The following is a 17355-nucleotide window of genomic DNA, read 5'->3' on the forward strand; positions in this document are numbered from 1 at the left end:
CCATCTTGCCTATATCCGCCGGCAAAGGCACGCACGTTAGAGCGGCCAGTTCGGTGTGGCCCGCTGCACCAGCGCCGCCACGTCCGCCCCGCGCGGCAACGTGCCGTAGACCCGGCCGCTGCCGGACAGCCGGCTGCCGATGAAGGCGTCACTGACCGCCGCGTTGCCGGCCTCCAGCAACAGCTTGGCCTGCACCGCCAGGGCGATGTCCTCGGTGAGCTGGCGGGCGCGGTACTGGATGTCGCCGGTATCGGCGAAGGCCGACTTGAGGTTGCCGATGTGTGCGGCCAGACGCGGGTCGCCATGGCCATCGCCCAGCTCCGCAAACAGCGTGTCCAGTACACCGGGCTCCTTGGACAGGGCACGCAACACGTCCAGGCACTGAACGTTGCCCGAGCCTTCCCAGGTCGAGTTGACCGGGGCCTCGCGGTACAGCCGGGGCAGGATGCTCTCTTCCACGTAACCGGCGCCGCCCATGCATTCGGCGGCCTCGTTGATCATGGCCGGCGCGCGCTTGCAGATCCAGTACTTGCCCACCGCCGTCATCAGCCGCGCAAAGCGCGCCTGGTGCGGGTCGTCGGGCTGGTCCAGCGCATGCCCCATGCGCAGGCTCAGGGCCAGCGCCGCCTCGCTTTCCAGGGCCAGGTCGGCGAGCACGTTCTGCATCAATGGCTGCTCGGCCAGCACCCGGCCCCCGACCGTGCGGTGGGCGCAGTGGTGCGCGGCCTGGGTCAGGGCCTGGCGCATCAGCGCGCTGGAGCCGACCATGCAGTCGAAACGGGTCATGGCCACCATCTCGATGATGGTCGGCACGCCACGGCCTTCCTCGCCGATCATCCAGGCCAGTGCGCCGCGAAACTCCACCTCGCTGGACGCGTTCGAACAGTTGCCCAGCTTGTTCTTCAGGCGCTGGATATAGAACTGGTTGCGCGTGTCATCCGGGCGATGGCGCGGCAGCAAAAAGCAGCTCAGGCCCTTGTCGGTCTGCGCCAGGGTCAGGAACGCGTCGCACATCGGTGCCGAACAGAACCACTTGTGGCCCACCAGCTCGTAGGCCTGGCCCGGCCCCGGCGCGCCCACCGGGTAGGCCCGGGTGGTATTGGCACGCACGTCGGTACCGCCCTGCTTCTCGGTCATGGCCATGCCCAGCGTAACCCCCACCTTGTGCCGGTCGCCGACATTGCGCGGGTCGTAGGCGGTGGCCAGCACCTTGGGTACCCAGTACTCGGCCAGCTCCGGTTGCAGCCTGAGCGCCGGCACTGCGGCAAAGGTCATGGTCAGCGGGCAGCCGCTACCGGCTTCGGCCTGGCTGTGCAGGTAGGTCATCGAGGCACGGGCGACATGCGCGCCGGCACGCGGCTCGGCCCAAGGCAGCGAGGGCAGGCCATGCTCGATGGCAGTCCGCATCAGCTCATGGTAGGCCGGGTGAAACTCCACCAGATCGATCCGATGCCCATAACGGTCATGGCTGCTGAACTGCGGCTTGTTCTGGTTGGCCAGAAAGCCTGCGGCCATCAGCGGCCCACCGGCCAGCGCGCCGTAGGCATCGATACGTGCCTCGGCCCAGCCTGCGCCGTAATGGCGCGACCATTGCTGCAGCGGCAGGTCGAGGCGATACAGATTGGCGCCGTCGAGGCTGGGCGGCTGGTTGGTGACTTCGTGGGTTTCAGCGTACTGGTGCAGGTTCATCGGGGGCTCCTGGCAGATCCGGACGTGACCCCAGTGAATCACGCCCCGCCCCCGGCTCAAAGTGACAAAAACGCCTAATCAGCCGCGATTTGCCCCGATCTGGGCGCCCCGGAAAACCCGCTGGGCACCCGGGCCGTCAGGGTCAGTTCGAAGCAACTGCCCTCGCCCGGGCTCGACTGATGGCTCAGCTGTGCGTCGATCAACAGCGCCAACTTGCGACAGATCGACAGGCCAATGCCCAGGCCGCCGTACTCGCGCGTCATCGACCCATCGACCTGGAAGAAACGCTGGTAGGGCGCTGCCTCGTCCAGGCAGTGAAAGCCGATACCGCTGTCGCGCACACTGAAGGTCAGGCTCGCCTGATCGACGCCCATGGGCGTGGCCCGCACCTTGAGCAGCACGCCGCCGCGATGGGTGAACTTGAGCCCGTTGTCGAGCAGGTAGCTCAGACACATGGCCAGCTTGCGCCGGTCGCCGTGGATCACGTCCGGCAGATCCATGCCCGGGTCCAGGTTGAAGAACAGGCCCTTTTCCTGGGCCTTGGGCAGAAAGCGCACGCGCAGTTCGTGAAGCAATCCATGCACGCTGAACAGCTCGGTCTGCACCTGCAGGCGACCGGCCTTGAGCTCGGTGAGAATCAGGATGTCGTCGACCATGCGCATCATGTTCTGCGCGGCAGCGTTGGCGGTGTGCTGGTAGGGGGTACGCTCCTGCTCGCTGGTGGCCATCTGCATCAGTTCCAGCGAGCCGATCACACCGTTCATGGGGGTGCGCAGCTCATGGGTAACGGTGGCCAGGAACTCGTCCTTGAGGCGATTGCTGCGCGCCAGCTGCAGGTTGGCCTGCTCCAGGGTCAGCCCGGCCTCACGCAGCGTGCGCGCCTGTTCTTCGCGCATGCTGTTGATGCGGTCGGCCAGGGCCAGCGACAGCAGCCCCACCTCCAGCGCCGAACCGATCTGGCTGGCATACATGGTCAGGAACACATTGGGCAGGTAGCCCAGCACCATCAGGGTGTTGACCAGCCCGCCGAGCAAAAAGGCCGACCAGGCGATGATGAAGTAGCGTGCCACGCGCATGCCGCGCCACCAGGCGAACAGCCCGGCGGCGAAGATGCTCACCGTGAACAGCAGCGCCAGCGCGGTAGCCAGGCGCAGGGCGATCCCGTAGTCCTGCGCCAGCGACATCACCATCACCAGCACCGAACAGGCCATCAGCCCCTGCAGGAAGCGGTCGAAGGCGCGGCTGTGGCTGGCCATCTGCAGGAAACTGCGCGCGAACTGGCAACCGAACAGGCCCGCGGCGCCGATGAACAACGGGGTGGCGGCGTTGGCCCACCACGGGTGGTCCGGCCAGAAGTACGCCACCCCGGCGCCATTGACCGAGACCTGGTACAGGCCGAACGAGGCGATGTAGAGGATGTAGTAGAGGTAGCTCCTGTCGCGCACACTGATGAAGATGAACAGGTTGTACACCAGCATCCCCAGCAGCACGCCGTAGATCAGCCCCAGCACATACAGCCGCGTGGGCTGCGCCTCCAGGTACGCATCGCTCGACCACAACGTCAGCGGCGCCTGTACCGAACCCTCGCTGTGCAGGCGCAGGTACAAAGTGGTCGCCTGGCCGGGGGCGAACGGCAGATTGAACAGGTAGTTGTTCTGGCGGATCTGGCGGCTGGCGTAGGGCAAGGCATCCCCGGTGCGCTGCGCCAGGTAGTAGTGCCCGGCGGCATCGGGCAGGTAGAGCTCCAGGTAATCGAGTGGCGGGTAGGCCAGTTCCAGCAACCAGTGACGTGGCGCGGCCTGGGCCGTGGCGGTGTAGCGCAGGTCGAGCCTGATCCAGAAGACCGAGGTCGAATAGCCGGCGTTGAGCACGTCGGCCTGGTGCGGCTCGAACCGGCTGGCGAAGTCCGGCGAGCTCACCTGGGCGATGCTGGCGCTGCCATCGGGGTCTTCATACACCTGCATCAGGCGGCCCAGCGGCAACTGCCGGGTGGTGTCGTCGAAATCGGCAGCGCTGGCCAACAGTGGCAAACAGCACAGCAAGAAAGTCAGCAAATTACGCATACAGCCCCGGCGTGGCATGTGCAGTCGCGTCGCGTTGGCCTCCTGTCCGTTTGAGGCGACGAAATCCGACAGTACCTGTTATCGATTGGCGAGCACTCTAGCATAGGTTCCCGGCGCTTCCAGCGGTGTTGTTTCAATTCAATTCAGAGGCTCTATCTCGCGGCTTTCAGCCTATATCAGAGATGCAATCTGACCTGTCGATCAAAAACACCACCTGCCTGGAAGACCCGCCAAAAGCGTTTGGTGGTAAGCTCGCACACCATGAATACCTACAGCTCCCGCCCCGTTGTCCTCTGTCTCTCCGGCCACGACCCCAGTGGCGGCGCCGGCTTGCAGGCAGATATCGAAGCCCTGATCGCTCAAGGTTGTCACGCCGCCCCGGCCGTCACCGCCCTGACCGTGCAGAATACCGTCAATGTCAGTGACTTCCGCGTGCTCGACCGCGAGTGGGTGCTGGCCCAGGCCAATGCCGTGCTGACCGACTCGACCGTCGCGGCGGTGAAGCTTGGCATGCTTGGCTCGCTGGCCATGGTCGACACCATCGTCGAACTGCTCAGCGCCCACCCGCACCTGCCGCTGGTGTGCGACCCGGTGCTGCGCGCCGGTGGCGGTGGTCGCCTGGGCAAGGACGAGGTCGGCTACGCCATGCGCGAACGGCTGCTGCCGCTGGCCACGATTGCCACGCCCAACCTGCCCGAGGCCCGCATCCTGGCCGAGCTGCCCGAAGGCAGTGCCGATGAATGCGCCGAAAAACTGCTGCCATTCGTCAAGCACCTGCTGATCACCGGCGGCCACGGCGACGAACACGAAATTCACAACCGCCTGTACAGCCGCGACGGCGAGCACCACACCTGGACCTGCCAGCGCCTGCCGGGCGACTACCATGGCTCGGGCTGCACCCTGGCCAGCGCCCTGGCCGGACGCCTGGCCCTGGGCGAACAGTTGCACAGCGCGGTACGCTCGGCGCTGGACTACACCTGGCGCACCCTGCGTGACGCCGAAAAACTCGGCCAGGGCCAGTACGTGCCACGCCGCCTGCCCCTGGATTTCTGTTCCTGACCGACCGCCCCGAGGCCTGCACGATGAAGTTACGTGGTTTGTATGCCATCACCGACAGCCAACTGTTGGCTGGCCGCTTTCTTGCCTACGTCGAAGCGGCCCTCGAAGGTGGCGTGACCCTGCTGCAATACCGCGACAAGAGCCAGGACCACGCACGTCGCCTGGGCGAGGCCGAAGCGCTCAAGGCCCTGTGCGAGCGCTACAACACCCGCCTGATCATCAATGACGATGCCGAGCTGGCCGCGCGCCTGGACGTCGGCGTGCACCTGGGCCAGACCGACGGCCCGCTGACCCCGGCGCGCACCCTGCTGGGGCGCAGCGCGATCATCGGCTCCACCTGTCACGCCCAGCTGGACCTGGCCGAGCAGGCGGCCCGCGAAGGCGCCGACTATGTCGCCTTCGGCCGCTTCTTCAACTCGGTCACCAAACCCGGCGCCCCGGCCTGCAACGTGCAGCTGCTGGAGGACGCCCGTGGCCGCATCAAATTGCCGATTGCCGTGATCGGCGGCATCACCCTGGACAACGCCGCACCGCTGGTCGCCCATGGCGCCGACCTGCTGGCGGTGATTCACGGCCTGTTCGGCGCCGACAGCACGGCCGAGGTCACTCGCCGCGCCCGCGCCTTCAACGCCCTGTTCGCATCTGCCTGAGAGAGCCCGACATGTCTCGTTCCGAAACCCTGTTTGCCAATGCCCAGAAGCACATCCCCGGTGGCGTGAACTCGCCCGTGCGTGCGTTCAAGAGCGTGGGCGGCACGCCGCTGTTCTTCAAGCACGCCGAAGGCGCCTATGTCACTGACGAAGACGACAAGCGTTATGTCGACTACGTCGGCTCGTGGGGCCCGATGATTCTCGGCCACAGCCACCCGGACGTGCTGGAGTCGGTGCGCAAGCAACTGGCCCACGGCCTGTCCTATGGTGCCCCGACCGCGATGGAAACCGAGATGGCCGACCTGGTCTGCTCGATCGTGCCGTCGATGGAAATGGTGCGCATGGTCAGCTCCGGCACCGAAGCGACCATGAGCGCGATCCGCCTGGCCCGTGGCTTCACCGGTCGCGACAGCATCATCAAGTTCGAAGGCTGCTACCACGGCCACTCCGACAGCCTGCTGGTCAAGGCCGGCTCCGGGCTGCTGACCCAGGGCGTACCAAGCTCGGCCGGCGTGCCGGCGGCGTTCGCCAAGCACACCCTGACCCTGCCGTTCAACGATATCGACGCGGTAGCGAAGATGCTCGGTGAAGTCGGCCAGGACGTGGCGTGCATCATCGTCGAGCCGGTGGCCGGCAACATGAACTGCGTGCCACCGGCGCCGGGCTTCCTCGAAGGCCTGCGCAGCCTGTGCGACCAGCACGGCGTGGTGCTGATCTTCGACGAAGTGATGACCGGTTTCCGCGTGGCCCTGGGCGGCGCCCAGGCGCACTACGGGGTGACCCCGGACCTGTCGACCTTCGGCAAGATCGTCGGTGGCGGCATGCCGGTGGGCTGCTTCGGCGGCAAGCGCCACATCATGGAACAGATCGCGCCGCTGGGCCCGGTGTACCAGGCCGGCACCCTGTCGGGCAACCCGCTGGCCATGGCCGCGGGCCTGACCACCCTCAAGCTGATCAGCCGTCCGGGCTTCCATGACGAGCTGAGCGCCTTCACCAGCCGCCTGCTCGATGGCCTGCAGCAGCGCGCCGATGCGGCCAGCGTGCCGTTCGTCACCACCCAGGCCGGTGGCATGTTCGGCCTGTACTTCAGCGGCGCCGACGACATCGTCACCTTCGACGACGTGATGGCCAGCGATGCCGAGCGCTTCAAGCGCTTCTTCCACCTGATGCTCGAAGGCGGCGTGTACCTGGCGCCGAGCGCATTCGAAGCCGGCTTCACCTCCATCGCCCACGGCGAGACCGAGCTGAAGATCACCCTGGATGCCGCCGAGCGGGCCTTCGCCAAGCTGTGAAACCGCTTCGCCGGCCAGGCCGGCCCCTGCAGGTTGCATGCAATCTCATGCAAACTGCACGGGCCGGCCTGGCCGGCAAAGACGCCAGAACAGCCACCGCAAGCCTCCCCGCCTTCCTCCCTCGGCAGAAAATCGAGTAAAGACTTTGTAAGGTGGGCGCTGCTTATCCCATAATGTGCCACCAGACACATTGGCCGCAGCTTTGCAGAGGTAAGTCGATCACCATGAACCGCGCCGGCCGCGCCCTCGCACTGGGCTGCCTGTTGCTACTTCAGCCCCTGCTGGCCACCGCAGGCGGTAACTCGTTGCTGATCCCGGCAGCAGGCCGCTGCACCCTCAATACGCCTGCCGACGAACTGCAACAGGCCCTGGCCAGCTGCCAGCAGGCCGCGCAGTCCGGCGACGCACAGGCGCAGTACGAGCTGGGCGAGTTCTATTACGACGGCAAGAACGCCCCGCAAGACCTGAACAAGGCACTCAACTATTTCGAGCAGGCCTCGCTGCAAGGCCACGCCGAAGCGCAATATCGCCTGGGCAGCATGTTCTTTCGCGGCGAAGGCGTCGCTGCCAACAACGTGCAGGCCTATATCGTGCTGAAGATGGCCGCGGTGAACGGCGCTGAAGACGCGCTGGACATGGCCGACGAAGTGTCGGCAAAAATGCAGCGCGACGAACTGGAGATGGCCACACAGGTACTCGGCCAGATCTTTCGCAAGTACCTGCTGGAGCTGCAGACCGTCGACGGTCGCACCCCCTTCGCACCCCTTCCGTAACGCAGCCGTTACTTCTCGGGCATCGGCATCGGGAACGGCATCACGTTGCTGACGCCACGGGCTTCACTGACCTTCGGCGTGCCCAGGCGCTCGACCTCGTCGATGCGCACGATCGAATGCATGGGCACGAAGCTGCGCACCACACCCTCGAACTGAGCCTTGAGCTTCTCCTCGCTCGGGTCGACCACGACCTGAGTGCGCTCGCCAAACACGAATTCCTCGATCTCCAGAAAACCCCACAGGTCACTCTGGTAGATCTGTTTGGCGTACATCTCGAACACCTGGCCCTGGTTGAGAAAGATGACTTTGTAGATGGGAGCTTCGCGTTTGGTCATTGGGGGCTGGAACAGTCACAGGGGGAAATAAGCCGCAAACTATAACATAGCCGCCCGAACGACAGCGCTAGGAACCCTCGACCACGCGCCCTATAATGCGCGGTTCTTTGAATCACCTGATGATCACGCATGGCCAAGAAGCTCTATATCGAAACCCATGGCTGCCAGATGAACGAGTATGACAGCTCGCGCATGGTCGACCTGCTGGGTGAACATCAAGCGCTGGAGGTGACCGAGCGGGCCGAAGACGCCGACGTCATCCTGCTCAACACCTGCTCGATCCGCGAACGGGCCCAGGACCGCGTCTACTCCCAGCTCGGCCGCTGGCGCGAGCTCAAGGACGCCAAGCCCGACATGGTGATCGCCGTGGGCGGTTGCGTGGCCAGCCAGGAAGGTGATTCGATCCGCAAGCGCGCGCCCTATGTCGACGTGGTGTTCGGCCCGCAGACCCTGCACCGCCTGCCCGAGATGATCGACGCGGCGCGCACCACGCGCCTGCCGCAAGTCGACGTGTCGTTCCCCGAGATCGAGAAGTTCGACCACCTGCCCGAACCGCGTATCGACGGCCCCACCGCCTACGTGTCGGTGATGGAAGGCTGCAGCAAGTACTGTACCTTCTGCGTGGTGCCCTATACCCGCGGCGAAGAGGTCAGCCGCCCGTTCGACGACGTGCTGGCCGAGATCATCCACCTGGCCGAGAACGGCGTGCGTGAAGTCACCCTGCTGGGCCAGAACGTCAACGGCTACCGGGGCCAGACCCACGACGGTCGCGTGGCCGATCTCGCCGAGCTGATCCGGGTGGTGGCGGCCGTCGACGGCATCGACCGCATCCGCTACACCACTTCGCACCCGCTGGAGTTCTCCGACAGCCTGATCCAGGCGCACGCCGAGGTGCCGGAGCTGGTCAAGCACCTGCACCTGCCGGTGCAGTCGGGCTCGGACCGCGTGCTGGCGGCGATGAAGCGCGGGCACACGGTGCTGGAGTACAAGTCCAAGCTGCGCAAGCTCAAGGCGGCGGTACCGGGCATCTGCATCAGTTCCGACTTCATCATCGGCTTCCCCGGCGAAACCGAGAAAGACTTCGAGAACACCATGAAGCTGGTGGCCGAGGTCGGCTTCGACTTCTCCTACTCGTTCATCTACAGCCCGCGTCCGGGCACCCCGGCCTCCGACCTGCCGGACGACACCCCCGAGGCGCTGAAGAAGGAACGCCTGGCTGCACTGCAGCACCGCCTGGACCACCAGGGCTTCGAGATCAGCCGACAGATGGTCGGCACCCTGCAGCGCATCCTGGTAACCGACTATTCGCGACGCGATCCGGGGCAGTTGCAGGGGCGCACGGAGAATAACCGTATCGTCAACTTCCGCTGCGACAATCCCACGCTGATCGGCCAGTTCGTCGACATCCATATCGACGATGCACGGCCACATTCGCTGTTCGGTTCGCTGGTGCAATAAGGGCCTGCGCCGGGCCCGACGAGCGGCCCGGCGACCCTTGATCGTTTCAGCGCTTTCACCGTAGCGCGGGTGGGGTTATCCTTGAATTCATCCAAATTGCCGTAGGGCGGCTAAAAACGACCTTGAACGCACCCATAGAACCTCATCGCTTCATCCTCGAGCCCTTCGAGGCTCATCGCTTCGCCAACCTGTGCGGGCAGTTCGACGAGCACCTGCGCCTGATCGAACAGCGCCTGGCCATCGAGATCCGCAACCGCGGCAATCAGTTCGAACTGATCGGCGAACCCAAACTGACCTCCTCTGCCGAACAGCTGCTGCGCCGTCTCTATCGCGAGACCAAGGCCACCGAGCTGTCCCCGGAAATGGTCCACCTGTTCCTGCAGGAATCGGCCGTTGAAGCGCTGGAGAACCCGGCGGTCAACGAAGTCAGCGTTTCGCTGCGCACGCGCAAGGGCATGATTCGCCCGCGCGGGCTCAACCAGCAGCGCTACGTGAAGGAAATCCTCGGCAACGACATCAACTTCGGTATCGGCCCTGCCGGTACCGGCAAGACCTACCTGGCCGTGGCCTGCGCGGTCGACGCGCTGGAGCGTGAACAGGTGCGTCGCATCCTGCTGGTACGCCCGGCAGTCGAGGCCGGCGAGAAGCTCGGCTTCCTGCCCGGCGACCTGGCCCAGAAGATCGACCCGTACCTGCGCCCGCTGTACGACGCCCTGTACGAGATGCTCGGCTTCGAACACGTGGCCAAGCTGATCGAACGCCAGGTGATCGAGATCGCTCCGCTTGCCTACATGCGCGGCCGCACCCTGAACAACAGCTTCATCATCCTCGACGAGAGCCAGAACACCACCGTCGAGCAGATGAAGATGTTCCTCACCCGTATCGGCTTCGGTTCCACTGCCGTGATCACCGGTGACATCACCCAGGTCGACCTGCCGCGCGGCACCAAGTCGGGCCTGGCCCACGTCATCAGCGTGCTCAAGGACGTGCCGGGCATCAGCTTCACCCATTTCCAGCCCAAGGACGTCGTGCGCCACCCGTTGGTCCAGCGCATCGTCGAAGCCTACGAGCGCTTCGAGAATGCACAGGCGGGCCCGACCGAAGGCAAACCGCACGATGCTTGAGCTCGATCTGCAACTGGCCACCCAGGCAAGCGCCCCGAGTGAAGAACAGTTCCGCCAATGGTGCGCCCTGGCCCTGCGCCAGCGCAGTGCCGATTCTGAACTGACCATCCGCCTGGTCGACGAAGCCGAAGGTCGCGAGCTGAACCACACCTGGCGGCACAAGGACTACGCCACCAACGTGCTGTCCTTCCCGGCCGATGTGCCCGACGACCTGCTCGACATCCCGCTGCTGGGCGACCTGGTGATCTGCGTGGCGGTGGTGGAGCGCGAGGCCGCCGAGCAGGGCAAAGCCCTCGAAGCCCACTGGGCCCACCTGGTCATCCACGGTTGCCTGCACCTGCTGGGCTACGACCACATCGACGACGATGAGGCCGAGGAAATGGAAGCACTGGAACGAACGTTGCTTGCCGAACTGGGTCACCCCGACCCGTACGCCGACGACGAACACGACGCACCCCACACTGATATCTGCAAGGATCACGAGTAACCGCCATGAGCGAAGATCGATCGAGCAACGGGCAAAAGTCCTGGCTGGGCAAACTGACCCAGGCTTTTGCCCATGAGCCGAAAAACCGCCAGGAGCTCCTCGAGCTGCTGCGCGAAGCGCACCAGAACAAGCTGCTCGACAGCGAGGCCCTGACCATCGTCGAAGGTGCGATCCAGGTCGCCGACCTGCAGGTGCGCGACATCATGGTGCCGCGCTCGCAGATGATCAGCATCAAGGCGTCGCAGACCCCGCGCGAGTTCCTGCCGGCAGTGATCGACGCCGCGCATTCGCGCTACCCGGTGGTCGGCGAGAGCCACGACGACGTGCTTGGCGTATTGCTGGCCAAGGACCTGTTGCCGCTGATCCTCAAGGAGAACGGCGACAGCTTCAACATCAAGGACCTGCTGCGCCCGGCCACCTTCGTGCCCGAGTCCAAGCGCCTGAACGTGCTGCTGCGCGAGTTTCGCGCCAACCACAACCACATGGCCATCGTCATCGACGAATACGGCGGCGTGGCGGGCCTGGTGACCATCGAGGACGTGCTGGAGCAGATCGTCGGCGACATCGAGGACGAGCATGACGTCGAGGAAGACAGCTACATCAAGCCGCTGCCCAGCGGCGACTTCCTGATCAAGGCCCTGACGCCGATCGAGAACTTCAATGCATTCTTCGACAGCGAGTTCTCCGACGACGAGTTCGACACCGTCGGCGGCCTGGTCATGAGCGCCTTCGGCCACCTGCCCAAGCGCAACGAAACCACCGAGATCGGCCCGTACCGCTTTCGCATCCTCAATGCCGACAGCCGCCGGATTCACCTGCTGCGCCTGACCCCCATCACCCGTTAAGGACAACCATGCGCTGGATCACCCGCCCCGGCTGGCCCGGTAACCTGCTGGCCGTGGCGGCCGGCGCCCTCACCCCGCTGAGCCTGGCCCCATTCGACATCTGGTCGCTGTCGCTGCTGTCGCTGGCGCTGTTCTACCTGGGCCTGCGCGAGCTGAGCCCGCGCCAGGCGCTGTGGCGCGGCTGGTGCTACGGCTTCGGCCTGTTCGGTGCTGGCACCTGGTGGATCTACGTCAGCATCCACGACTACGGCGGCGCCTCGGCGCTGCTGGCCGGCGGCCTGATGCTGCTGTTCTTCGCCGCCATCGCGTGGTTTTTCGCCCTGCCGGCCTGGCTGTGGGCGCGCTGGCTGCGCCGCCCTGAAGCACCGCTGGCCGACGCCCTGTGCTTTGCCGCCCTGTGGGTGGGCCAGGAGGCGTTCCGCGGCTGGTTTCTCACCGGTTTCCCGTGGCTCTATGCCGGCTACAGTCAGCTGGACGGTCCGCTGGCGGGCCTGGCCCCGCTGGGCGGCATGTGGCTGGTGTCCTTCACCCTGGCCCTGACCGCCGCCCTGCTGTGCAACCTGCATCGCCTGCGCGAGCGCAAGGGCTTCATGGCCATCGGCGCACTGCTGCTGTTCGCCCCGTGGATCATCGGCCTGGCGCTCAAGGGCCATGCCTGGACCGTGCCTTCGGGCGAGCCGCTGAAGGTCGCGGCAATCCAGGGCAACATCGAGCAGGAACTGAAGTGGGACCCCGAGCAGCTCAACCGGCAACTGGCGCTGTACCGCGACATGAGCTTCAGTTCCCGGCCCGTGGACCTGATCGTGTGGCCCGAAACCGCAGTGCCGGTGCTCAAGGAGCAGGCCCAGGGCTACCTGGACATGATGGGCAGCTTCGCCACTGACCGGCATTCGGCGCTGATCACGGGTGTGCCGGTACGTGAGGTGGTGCACCAGCAGCGACGCTACTACAACGGCATCACCGTGGTCGGCGAGGGTGACGGCACCTACCTCAAGCAGAAGCTGGTGCCCTTTGGCGAGTACGTGCCCCTGCAGGACATGCTGCGTGGCCTGATCGCCTTCTTCGACCTGCCGATGTCGGACTTCGCTCGCGGCCCCGAAGACCAGGCCATGCTGCAGGCCAAGGGCTACCACCTGGCGCCGATGATCTGCTACGAAGTGGTCTACCCGGAACTGGCCGCCAGCCTTGCCGCCAAGAGCGACATCCTGCTGACCATCAGCAATGACACCTGGTTCGGCAAGTCGATCGGCCCCATCCAGCACCTGCAGATGGCGCAGATGCGCGCGCTGGAAGCCGGGCGCTGGATGATCCGCGCCACCAACAACGGCGTCACCGGCCTGATCGACCCGTTCGGCAAGATCACCGCGCAGATTCCGCAGTTCGAACGCGGCATCCTCTACGGTGAAGTGGTGCCGATGCAGAAACTCACGCCCTACCTGCACTGGCGCTCCTGGCCGCTGACCCTCCTGTGCCTGGGCCTGTTCGGCTGGGCCCTGCTGGCCAGCCGCATTGCCAAGACGGTCTAGTAGAACAGGCGATAACCCAGCAGGCCGACTGCTTCGTTGAGCAGTTGGCCGCTCTGCCACATGGCGCGGCTCTCGGGCATCCAGCCGCCGAACGGGCGTGCATAGGCATGCCCCAGATAGCCAACCGGCGCCGCCACCACGTCGAACCCCGCCTGTTCGAAACTCCACACCGCACGCGGCATGTGCCAGGCCTGGGTGACCACCACCACACGCTTCACGCCCTGCGGCAACAGCAGCGCGGCGCTCATCTGGGCGTTCTCCCAGGTGGTACGGCTCTGCTCTTCGAGCCAGCGTACCGGCACGTCGAAATCGCGCTGCAACGAATCGGCCATCAATCGCGCCTCGCTCGGCGGCGTACCGTAGTGCAGCCCACCGCTGGTCAACAGCGGCAGGCCGCTGGCCTTGGCCAGTTGCGCCGCGTAGCGCATGCGCTCCAGTGCCACGCCGGTGGGCTGGTCGGCGCCACCCCAGGCCGGATCACCGCGCTCGCGCCCGGCGCCCAACACCACGATCGCGTCGGCCTGCCCGGCCAGCGCCTGCCAATGCTGCGGCGCAAGCGGCGGCACACGCTCCAGCTGGCGCGCCGTGAACTCCACCACCACCGGCAGGCTCATCAGCCACAGCCCGCCCAGGCCGGCGATGAAACACAATAGCGAGGTACGCGGCCAGGACCGGCGCAGCCACCACGCTGCCAGCAGCAGCAACAGCAGCACGCCGGGCGGCAGAATCAGTTGTTTGATGAAATAGCGAAATGGCATCAGGCACCTCCATGGATGCCCAAGGCTACAGACAAACGGCGCCTGGCAACAATGCCGCCAGGCGCCGATCAATGGGAATCATGGTGCCAGTGGCGCACTCCGCCTGCGCCTGATTGTGCCCGGCAACTGCCTATCTATTTGCAGTGCAGCTTTCCGGGCTTTGCCGTGTGGGTGGAACGCGCCGCCTGCTTGAGCCAGACGACCTTGGCCCTGGACGGCGGCTGCGCTTGCTGCATCGCCTCGGCACGACCCGGCGCACCCTCCGGCAACGACGCCAGATAGGCCCTGATCACGTCGAATTCGGCGCGGCTCAGGCCACGCAGTTCCAGTTCGGCAGGCATTTCATCACGCAATCGAGCGGCCGTACGGGCAACATCCAGGGCAAGCCCCAGGCGATCGAGCAACCGCTCGTAAATCTCCGGCTTCAGTGGTTCCAGCTGCGACTCTCCCATCCGTTCACCTCATTGAAGATAAGATTCATCTCCCCCCACACGTCAGCTTAGCGGCACTCCCAAAACCAGCCCGTTGCCGCGACCAACGGAACGCCGGCCGATCCGGTGCAATCAGGGTTTCCCACGATGGACGGGGGTCATGTATGCTACGGCGTTCACTCTTGACACCGGATTGCCGGGCACAACGGTTTTGAACCAGCCTGGATAAGGTCTCCCATTTCTCAGCGCAAAGTAGCCATGCACGAACTCTATCAGCCCCGCGAAATCGAAGCCGCCGCCCAGTCTTACTGGAACGAGCACCACTCTTTTGACGTCAGTGAACAGCCAGGCAAGGACACCTACTACTGCCTGTCGATGTTCCCTTACCCAAGCGGCAAGCTACACATGGGGCACGTGCGCAACTACACCATCGGCGACGTGATCGCGCGCTACCAGCGCATGCTCGGCAAGAACGTCCTGCAGCCAATGGGCTGGGACGCCTTCGGCATGCCGGCGGAAAACGCCGCGATGAAGAACAACGTGGCACCGGCCAAGTGGACCTACGAAAACATCGATTACATGAAGACCCAGCTAAAGAGCCTGGGCCTGGCGATCGACTGGACCCGCGAGATCACCACCTGCAAGCCGGACTACTACCGCTGGGAGCAGTGGCTGTTCACCCGCCTGTTCGAAAAGGGCGTGATCTACCGCAAGAACGGCACCGTGAACTGGGACCCGGCCGACCAGACCGTACTGGCCAACGAGCAGGTCATCGACGGCCGTGGCTGGCGTTCCGGCGCGCTGATCGAAAAGCGCGAAATCCCGATGTACTACTTCAAGATCACCGCCTACGCCGACGAGCTGCTGGAAAGCCTCGACGAGCTGCCGGGCTGGCCTGAACAGGTCAAGACCATGCAGCGCAACTGGATCGGCAAGTCGCGCGGCATGGAAGTGCAGTTCCCCTACGACCAGGCCAGCATCGGCGAAGCGGGCACGCTGAAAGTCTTCACCACCCGCCCCGACACCCTGATGGGCGCCACCTACGTGGCAGTGGCCGCAGAGCACCCGCTGGCGACCCTCGCAGCCAAGGGCAACCCTGAGCTGCAGGCGTTCATCGACGAGTGCAAGAGCGGCAGCGTTGCCGAAGCCGACGTCGCCACCCAGGAGAAGAAGGGCCTGGCCACTTCGCTGCTGGTCGAGCACCCGCTGACCGGCGAGAAGCTCCCGGTGTGGGTCGCCAACTACGTGCTGATGCACTACGGCGACGGCGCAGTCATGGCCGTACCGGCCCACGACGAACGCGACTTCGAGTTCGCCACCAAGTACAAGCTGCCGATCAAGACCGTGGTGCGCACCAGTGCCGGCGATCAAGTGGGCAGCGAATGGCAGGCCGCCTACAACGAGCACGGCCAGCTGATCAACTCCGGCGCGTTCGACGGCCTGGACTTCCCTGGCGCCTTCGATGCCATCGAAGCCGCCCTGATCACCAAGGGCCTGGGCCAATCTCGCACCCAGTTCCGCCTGCGCGACTGGGGCATCAGCCGCCAGCGCTACTGGGGCTGCCCGATCCCGATCATCCATTGCGACGCCTGTGGCGACGTACCGGTGCCGGAAGACCAACTGCCGGTCATCCTGCCGGAGAACGTGGTTCCGGACGGCGCCGGCTCGCCGCTGGCGCGCCTGCCTGAATTCTACGAATGCAGCTGCCCGAAATGCGGCCAGCCGGCCAAGCGCGAAACCGACACCATGGACACCTTCGTCGAGTCGTCCTGGTACTTCGCCCGTTATGCCTCGCCCAACTACGACCAGGGCCTGGTCGACCCCAAAGCGGCCAACCACTGGCTGCCGGTCGATCAATACATCGGCGGTATCGAGCACGCGATCCTGCACCTGCTGTATGCACGCTTCTTCCACAAGCTGATGCGCGACGAAGGGCTGGTCACCTCCAACGAGCCGTTCAAGAACCTGCTGACCCAGGGCATGGTCGTGGCCGACACCTACTACCGTGTCGCCAGCAACGGCGGCCAGGACTGGTTCAACCCGGCCGACGTCGAAGTCGAGCTGGATGCCAAGGGCAAGGCCATCAGTGCGCGCCTGAAGACCGACGGCCTGCCGGTGATCATCGGTGGCACCGAGAAGATGTCCAAGTCCAAGAACAACGGCGTCGACCCGCAATCGATGATCGAAGCCTACGGTGCCGACACCTGCCGTCTGTTCATGATGTTCGCTTCGCCGCCCGACATGAGCCTGGAATGGTCCGACTCCGGCGTCGAGGGTGCCAACCGCTTCCTGCGCCGCGTCTGGCGCCTGGCCCAGGCCCACGTCGGCCAGGGCCTGCCGGGCAAGCTGGAGCTGGGCAACCTGAACGACGCACAGAAGCTGGTACGCCGTGCCACCCATTCGGCGATCCGCCAGGCCAGCATCGACGTGGGCCAGCACAACAAGTTCAACACCGCCATCGCCCAGGTGATGACCCTGATGAACGTGCTGGAAAAGGCCTCGCAAGCCACCGACCTGGACCGTGCACTGATCCAGGAAGGCCTGGAGACCGTGGCCCTGATACTGGCGCCGATCACCCCGCACATCAGCCACGAGCTGTGGCAGCGTCTGGGCCACACCCAGGCCATCATCGATGCCGGCTGGCCGGCGGTCGACGAAAGCGCGCTGGTGCAGGACACCCTCGAACTGGTCATCCAGGTCAACGGCAAGCTGCGCGGGCACATCGAAATGCCGGCCGGCGCCAGCCGTGAAGAAATCGAGGCCGCCGCGCGCAGCAACGAGAACGTGCTGCGTTTCACCGAAGGCCTGAGCATCCGCAAGGTCATCGTGGTACCTGGCAAGCTGGTCAATATCGTCGCCAACTGA

At 65.1% G+C, this 17355-nt stretch carries 15 protein-coding genes; 10 read left to right on the plus strand and 5 right to left on the minus strand.

Going from position 1 to position 17355, the window contains the following annotated elements; translation table 11 throughout:
* Positions 1-36 precede the first annotated feature (36 nt).
* Together NJH59_RS04115 and NJH59_RS04120 are read right to left on the minus strand one after the other, a co-directional pair.
* Positions 37-1689 (minus strand): acyl-CoA dehydrogenase family protein, encoded by a 1653-nt coding sequence (locus NJH59_RS04115; RefSeq protein ID WP_253086439.1) that lies wholly within the window; start codon positions 1687-1689, stop codon positions 37-39.
* A 74-nt stretch (positions 1690-1763) separates the two neighbouring features.
* Entirely contained in the window at positions 1764-3752 is a 1989-nt protein-coding gene (locus tag NJH59_RS04120) for a sensor histidine kinase (protein WP_054916371.1), read from the minus strand.
* Between the two features lie 261 nt (positions 3753-4013).
* Here NJH59_RS04120 and NJH59_RS04125 point away from each other — a divergent pair, with 261 nt between their 5' ends.
* The 4 genes from NJH59_RS04125 to NJH59_RS04140 all read left to right on the plus strand — a co-directional run bounded on the left by NJH59_RS04125 (position 4014) and on the right by NJH59_RS04140 (position 7526).
* Complete coding sequence (locus tag NJH59_RS04125) at positions 4014-4811, plus strand: hydroxymethylpyrimidine/phosphomethylpyrimidine kinase (RefSeq protein WP_054916370.1); 798 nt, start codon at positions 4014-4016, stop codon at positions 4809-4811.
* 23 nt (positions 4812-4834) lie between these two features.
* Positions 4835-5461: a thiamine phosphate synthase gene (gene thiE, locus NJH59_RS04130; protein ID WP_210014050.1), complete on the plus strand. Its 627-nt coding sequence runs from the start codon at positions 4835-4837 to the stop codon at positions 5459-5461.
* An 11-nt stretch (positions 5462-5472) separates the two neighbouring features.
* A complete protein-coding gene (gene hemL, locus NJH59_RS04135) occupies positions 5473-6753 on the plus strand; it encodes a glutamate-1-semialdehyde 2,1-aminomutase (RefSeq protein ID WP_054916347.1) in 1281 nt (426 codons plus the stop codon).
* A 224-nt stretch (positions 6754-6977) separates the two neighbouring features.
* The gene (locus NJH59_RS04140) at positions 6978-7526 is read left to right on the plus strand and encodes a tetratricopeptide repeat protein (protein ID WP_043863885.1); all 549 of its coding nucleotides are present in this window, start codon (positions 6978-6980) and stop codon (positions 7524-7526) included.
* A gap of 8 nt (positions 7527-7534) precedes the next feature.
* Here NJH59_RS04140 and NJH59_RS04145 read toward each other — a convergent pair whose 3' ends face one another.
* Positions 7535-7861 (minus strand): DUF1820 family protein, encoded by a 327-nt coding sequence (locus NJH59_RS04145; RefSeq protein WP_043863886.1) that lies wholly within the window; start codon positions 7859-7861, stop codon positions 7535-7537.
* A 129-nt stretch (positions 7862-7990) separates the two neighbouring features.
* Here NJH59_RS04145 and miaB point away from each other — a divergent pair, with 129 nt between their 5' ends.
* From miaB to lnt, 5 genes are all read left to right on the plus strand, one after another.
* Entirely contained in the window at positions 7991-9319 is a 1329-nt protein-coding gene (gene miaB, locus NJH59_RS04150; protein ID WP_043863887.1) for a tRNA (N6-isopentenyl adenosine(37)-C2)-methylthiotransferase MiaB, read from the plus strand.
* 122 nt (positions 9320-9441) lie between these two features.
* On the plus strand, positions 9442-10443 hold the full coding sequence (locus tag NJH59_RS04155; protein WP_043863888.1) for a PhoH family protein: 1002 nt from the start codon (positions 9442-9444) through the stop codon (positions 10441-10443).
* Positions 10436-10930, plus strand: a complete 495-nt coding sequence (gene ybeY / locus NJH59_RS04160; protein WP_043863889.1) for an rRNA maturation RNase YbeY — start codon at positions 10436-10438, stop codon at positions 10928-10930. Before NJH59_RS04155 ends, ybeY begins: the two co-directional genes overlap by 8 nt.
* Positions 10931-10935: 5 nt before the next feature.
* Positions 10936-11775, plus strand: coding sequence for an HlyC/CorC family transporter (locus NJH59_RS04165; protein ID WP_043863890.1), 840 nt, complete (start codon positions 10936-10938; stop codon positions 11773-11775).
* Positions 11776-11783: 8 nt separating this feature from the next.
* Positions 11784-13301: an apolipoprotein N-acyltransferase gene (gene lnt, locus NJH59_RS04170; RefSeq protein WP_043863891.1), complete on the plus strand. Its 1518-nt coding sequence runs from the start codon at positions 11784-11786 to the stop codon at positions 13299-13301.
* Here the strand turns inward: lnt and NJH59_RS04175 are convergent.
* Positions 13298-14059, minus strand: a complete 762-nt coding sequence (locus tag NJH59_RS04175) for a YdcF family protein (RefSeq protein WP_116052302.1) — start codon at positions 14057-14059, stop codon at positions 13298-13300. The genes lnt and NJH59_RS04175 overlap by 4 nt on opposite strands.
* 134 nt (positions 14060-14193) lie before the next feature.
* Positions 14194-14511 carry a hypothetical protein gene (locus tag NJH59_RS04180; protein ID WP_043863893.1) on the minus strand — a complete coding sequence of 106 codons (318 nt, stop codon included), beginning with the start codon at positions 14509-14511 and terminating at the stop codon, positions 14194-14196.
* Positions 14512-14748: 237 nt separating this feature from the next.
* Here NJH59_RS04180 and leuS point away from each other — a divergent pair, with 237 nt between their 5' ends.
* Complete coding sequence (gene leuS / locus NJH59_RS04185) at positions 14749-17355, plus strand: leucine--tRNA ligase (protein WP_054916346.1); 2607 nt, start codon at positions 14749-14751, stop codon at positions 17353-17355.

Source organism: Pseudomonas sp. VE 267-6A (assembly GCF_024126555.1).
Lineage (GTDB): Bacteria > Pseudomonadota > Gammaproteobacteria > Pseudomonadales > Pseudomonadaceae > Aquipseudomonas > Aquipseudomonas palmensis.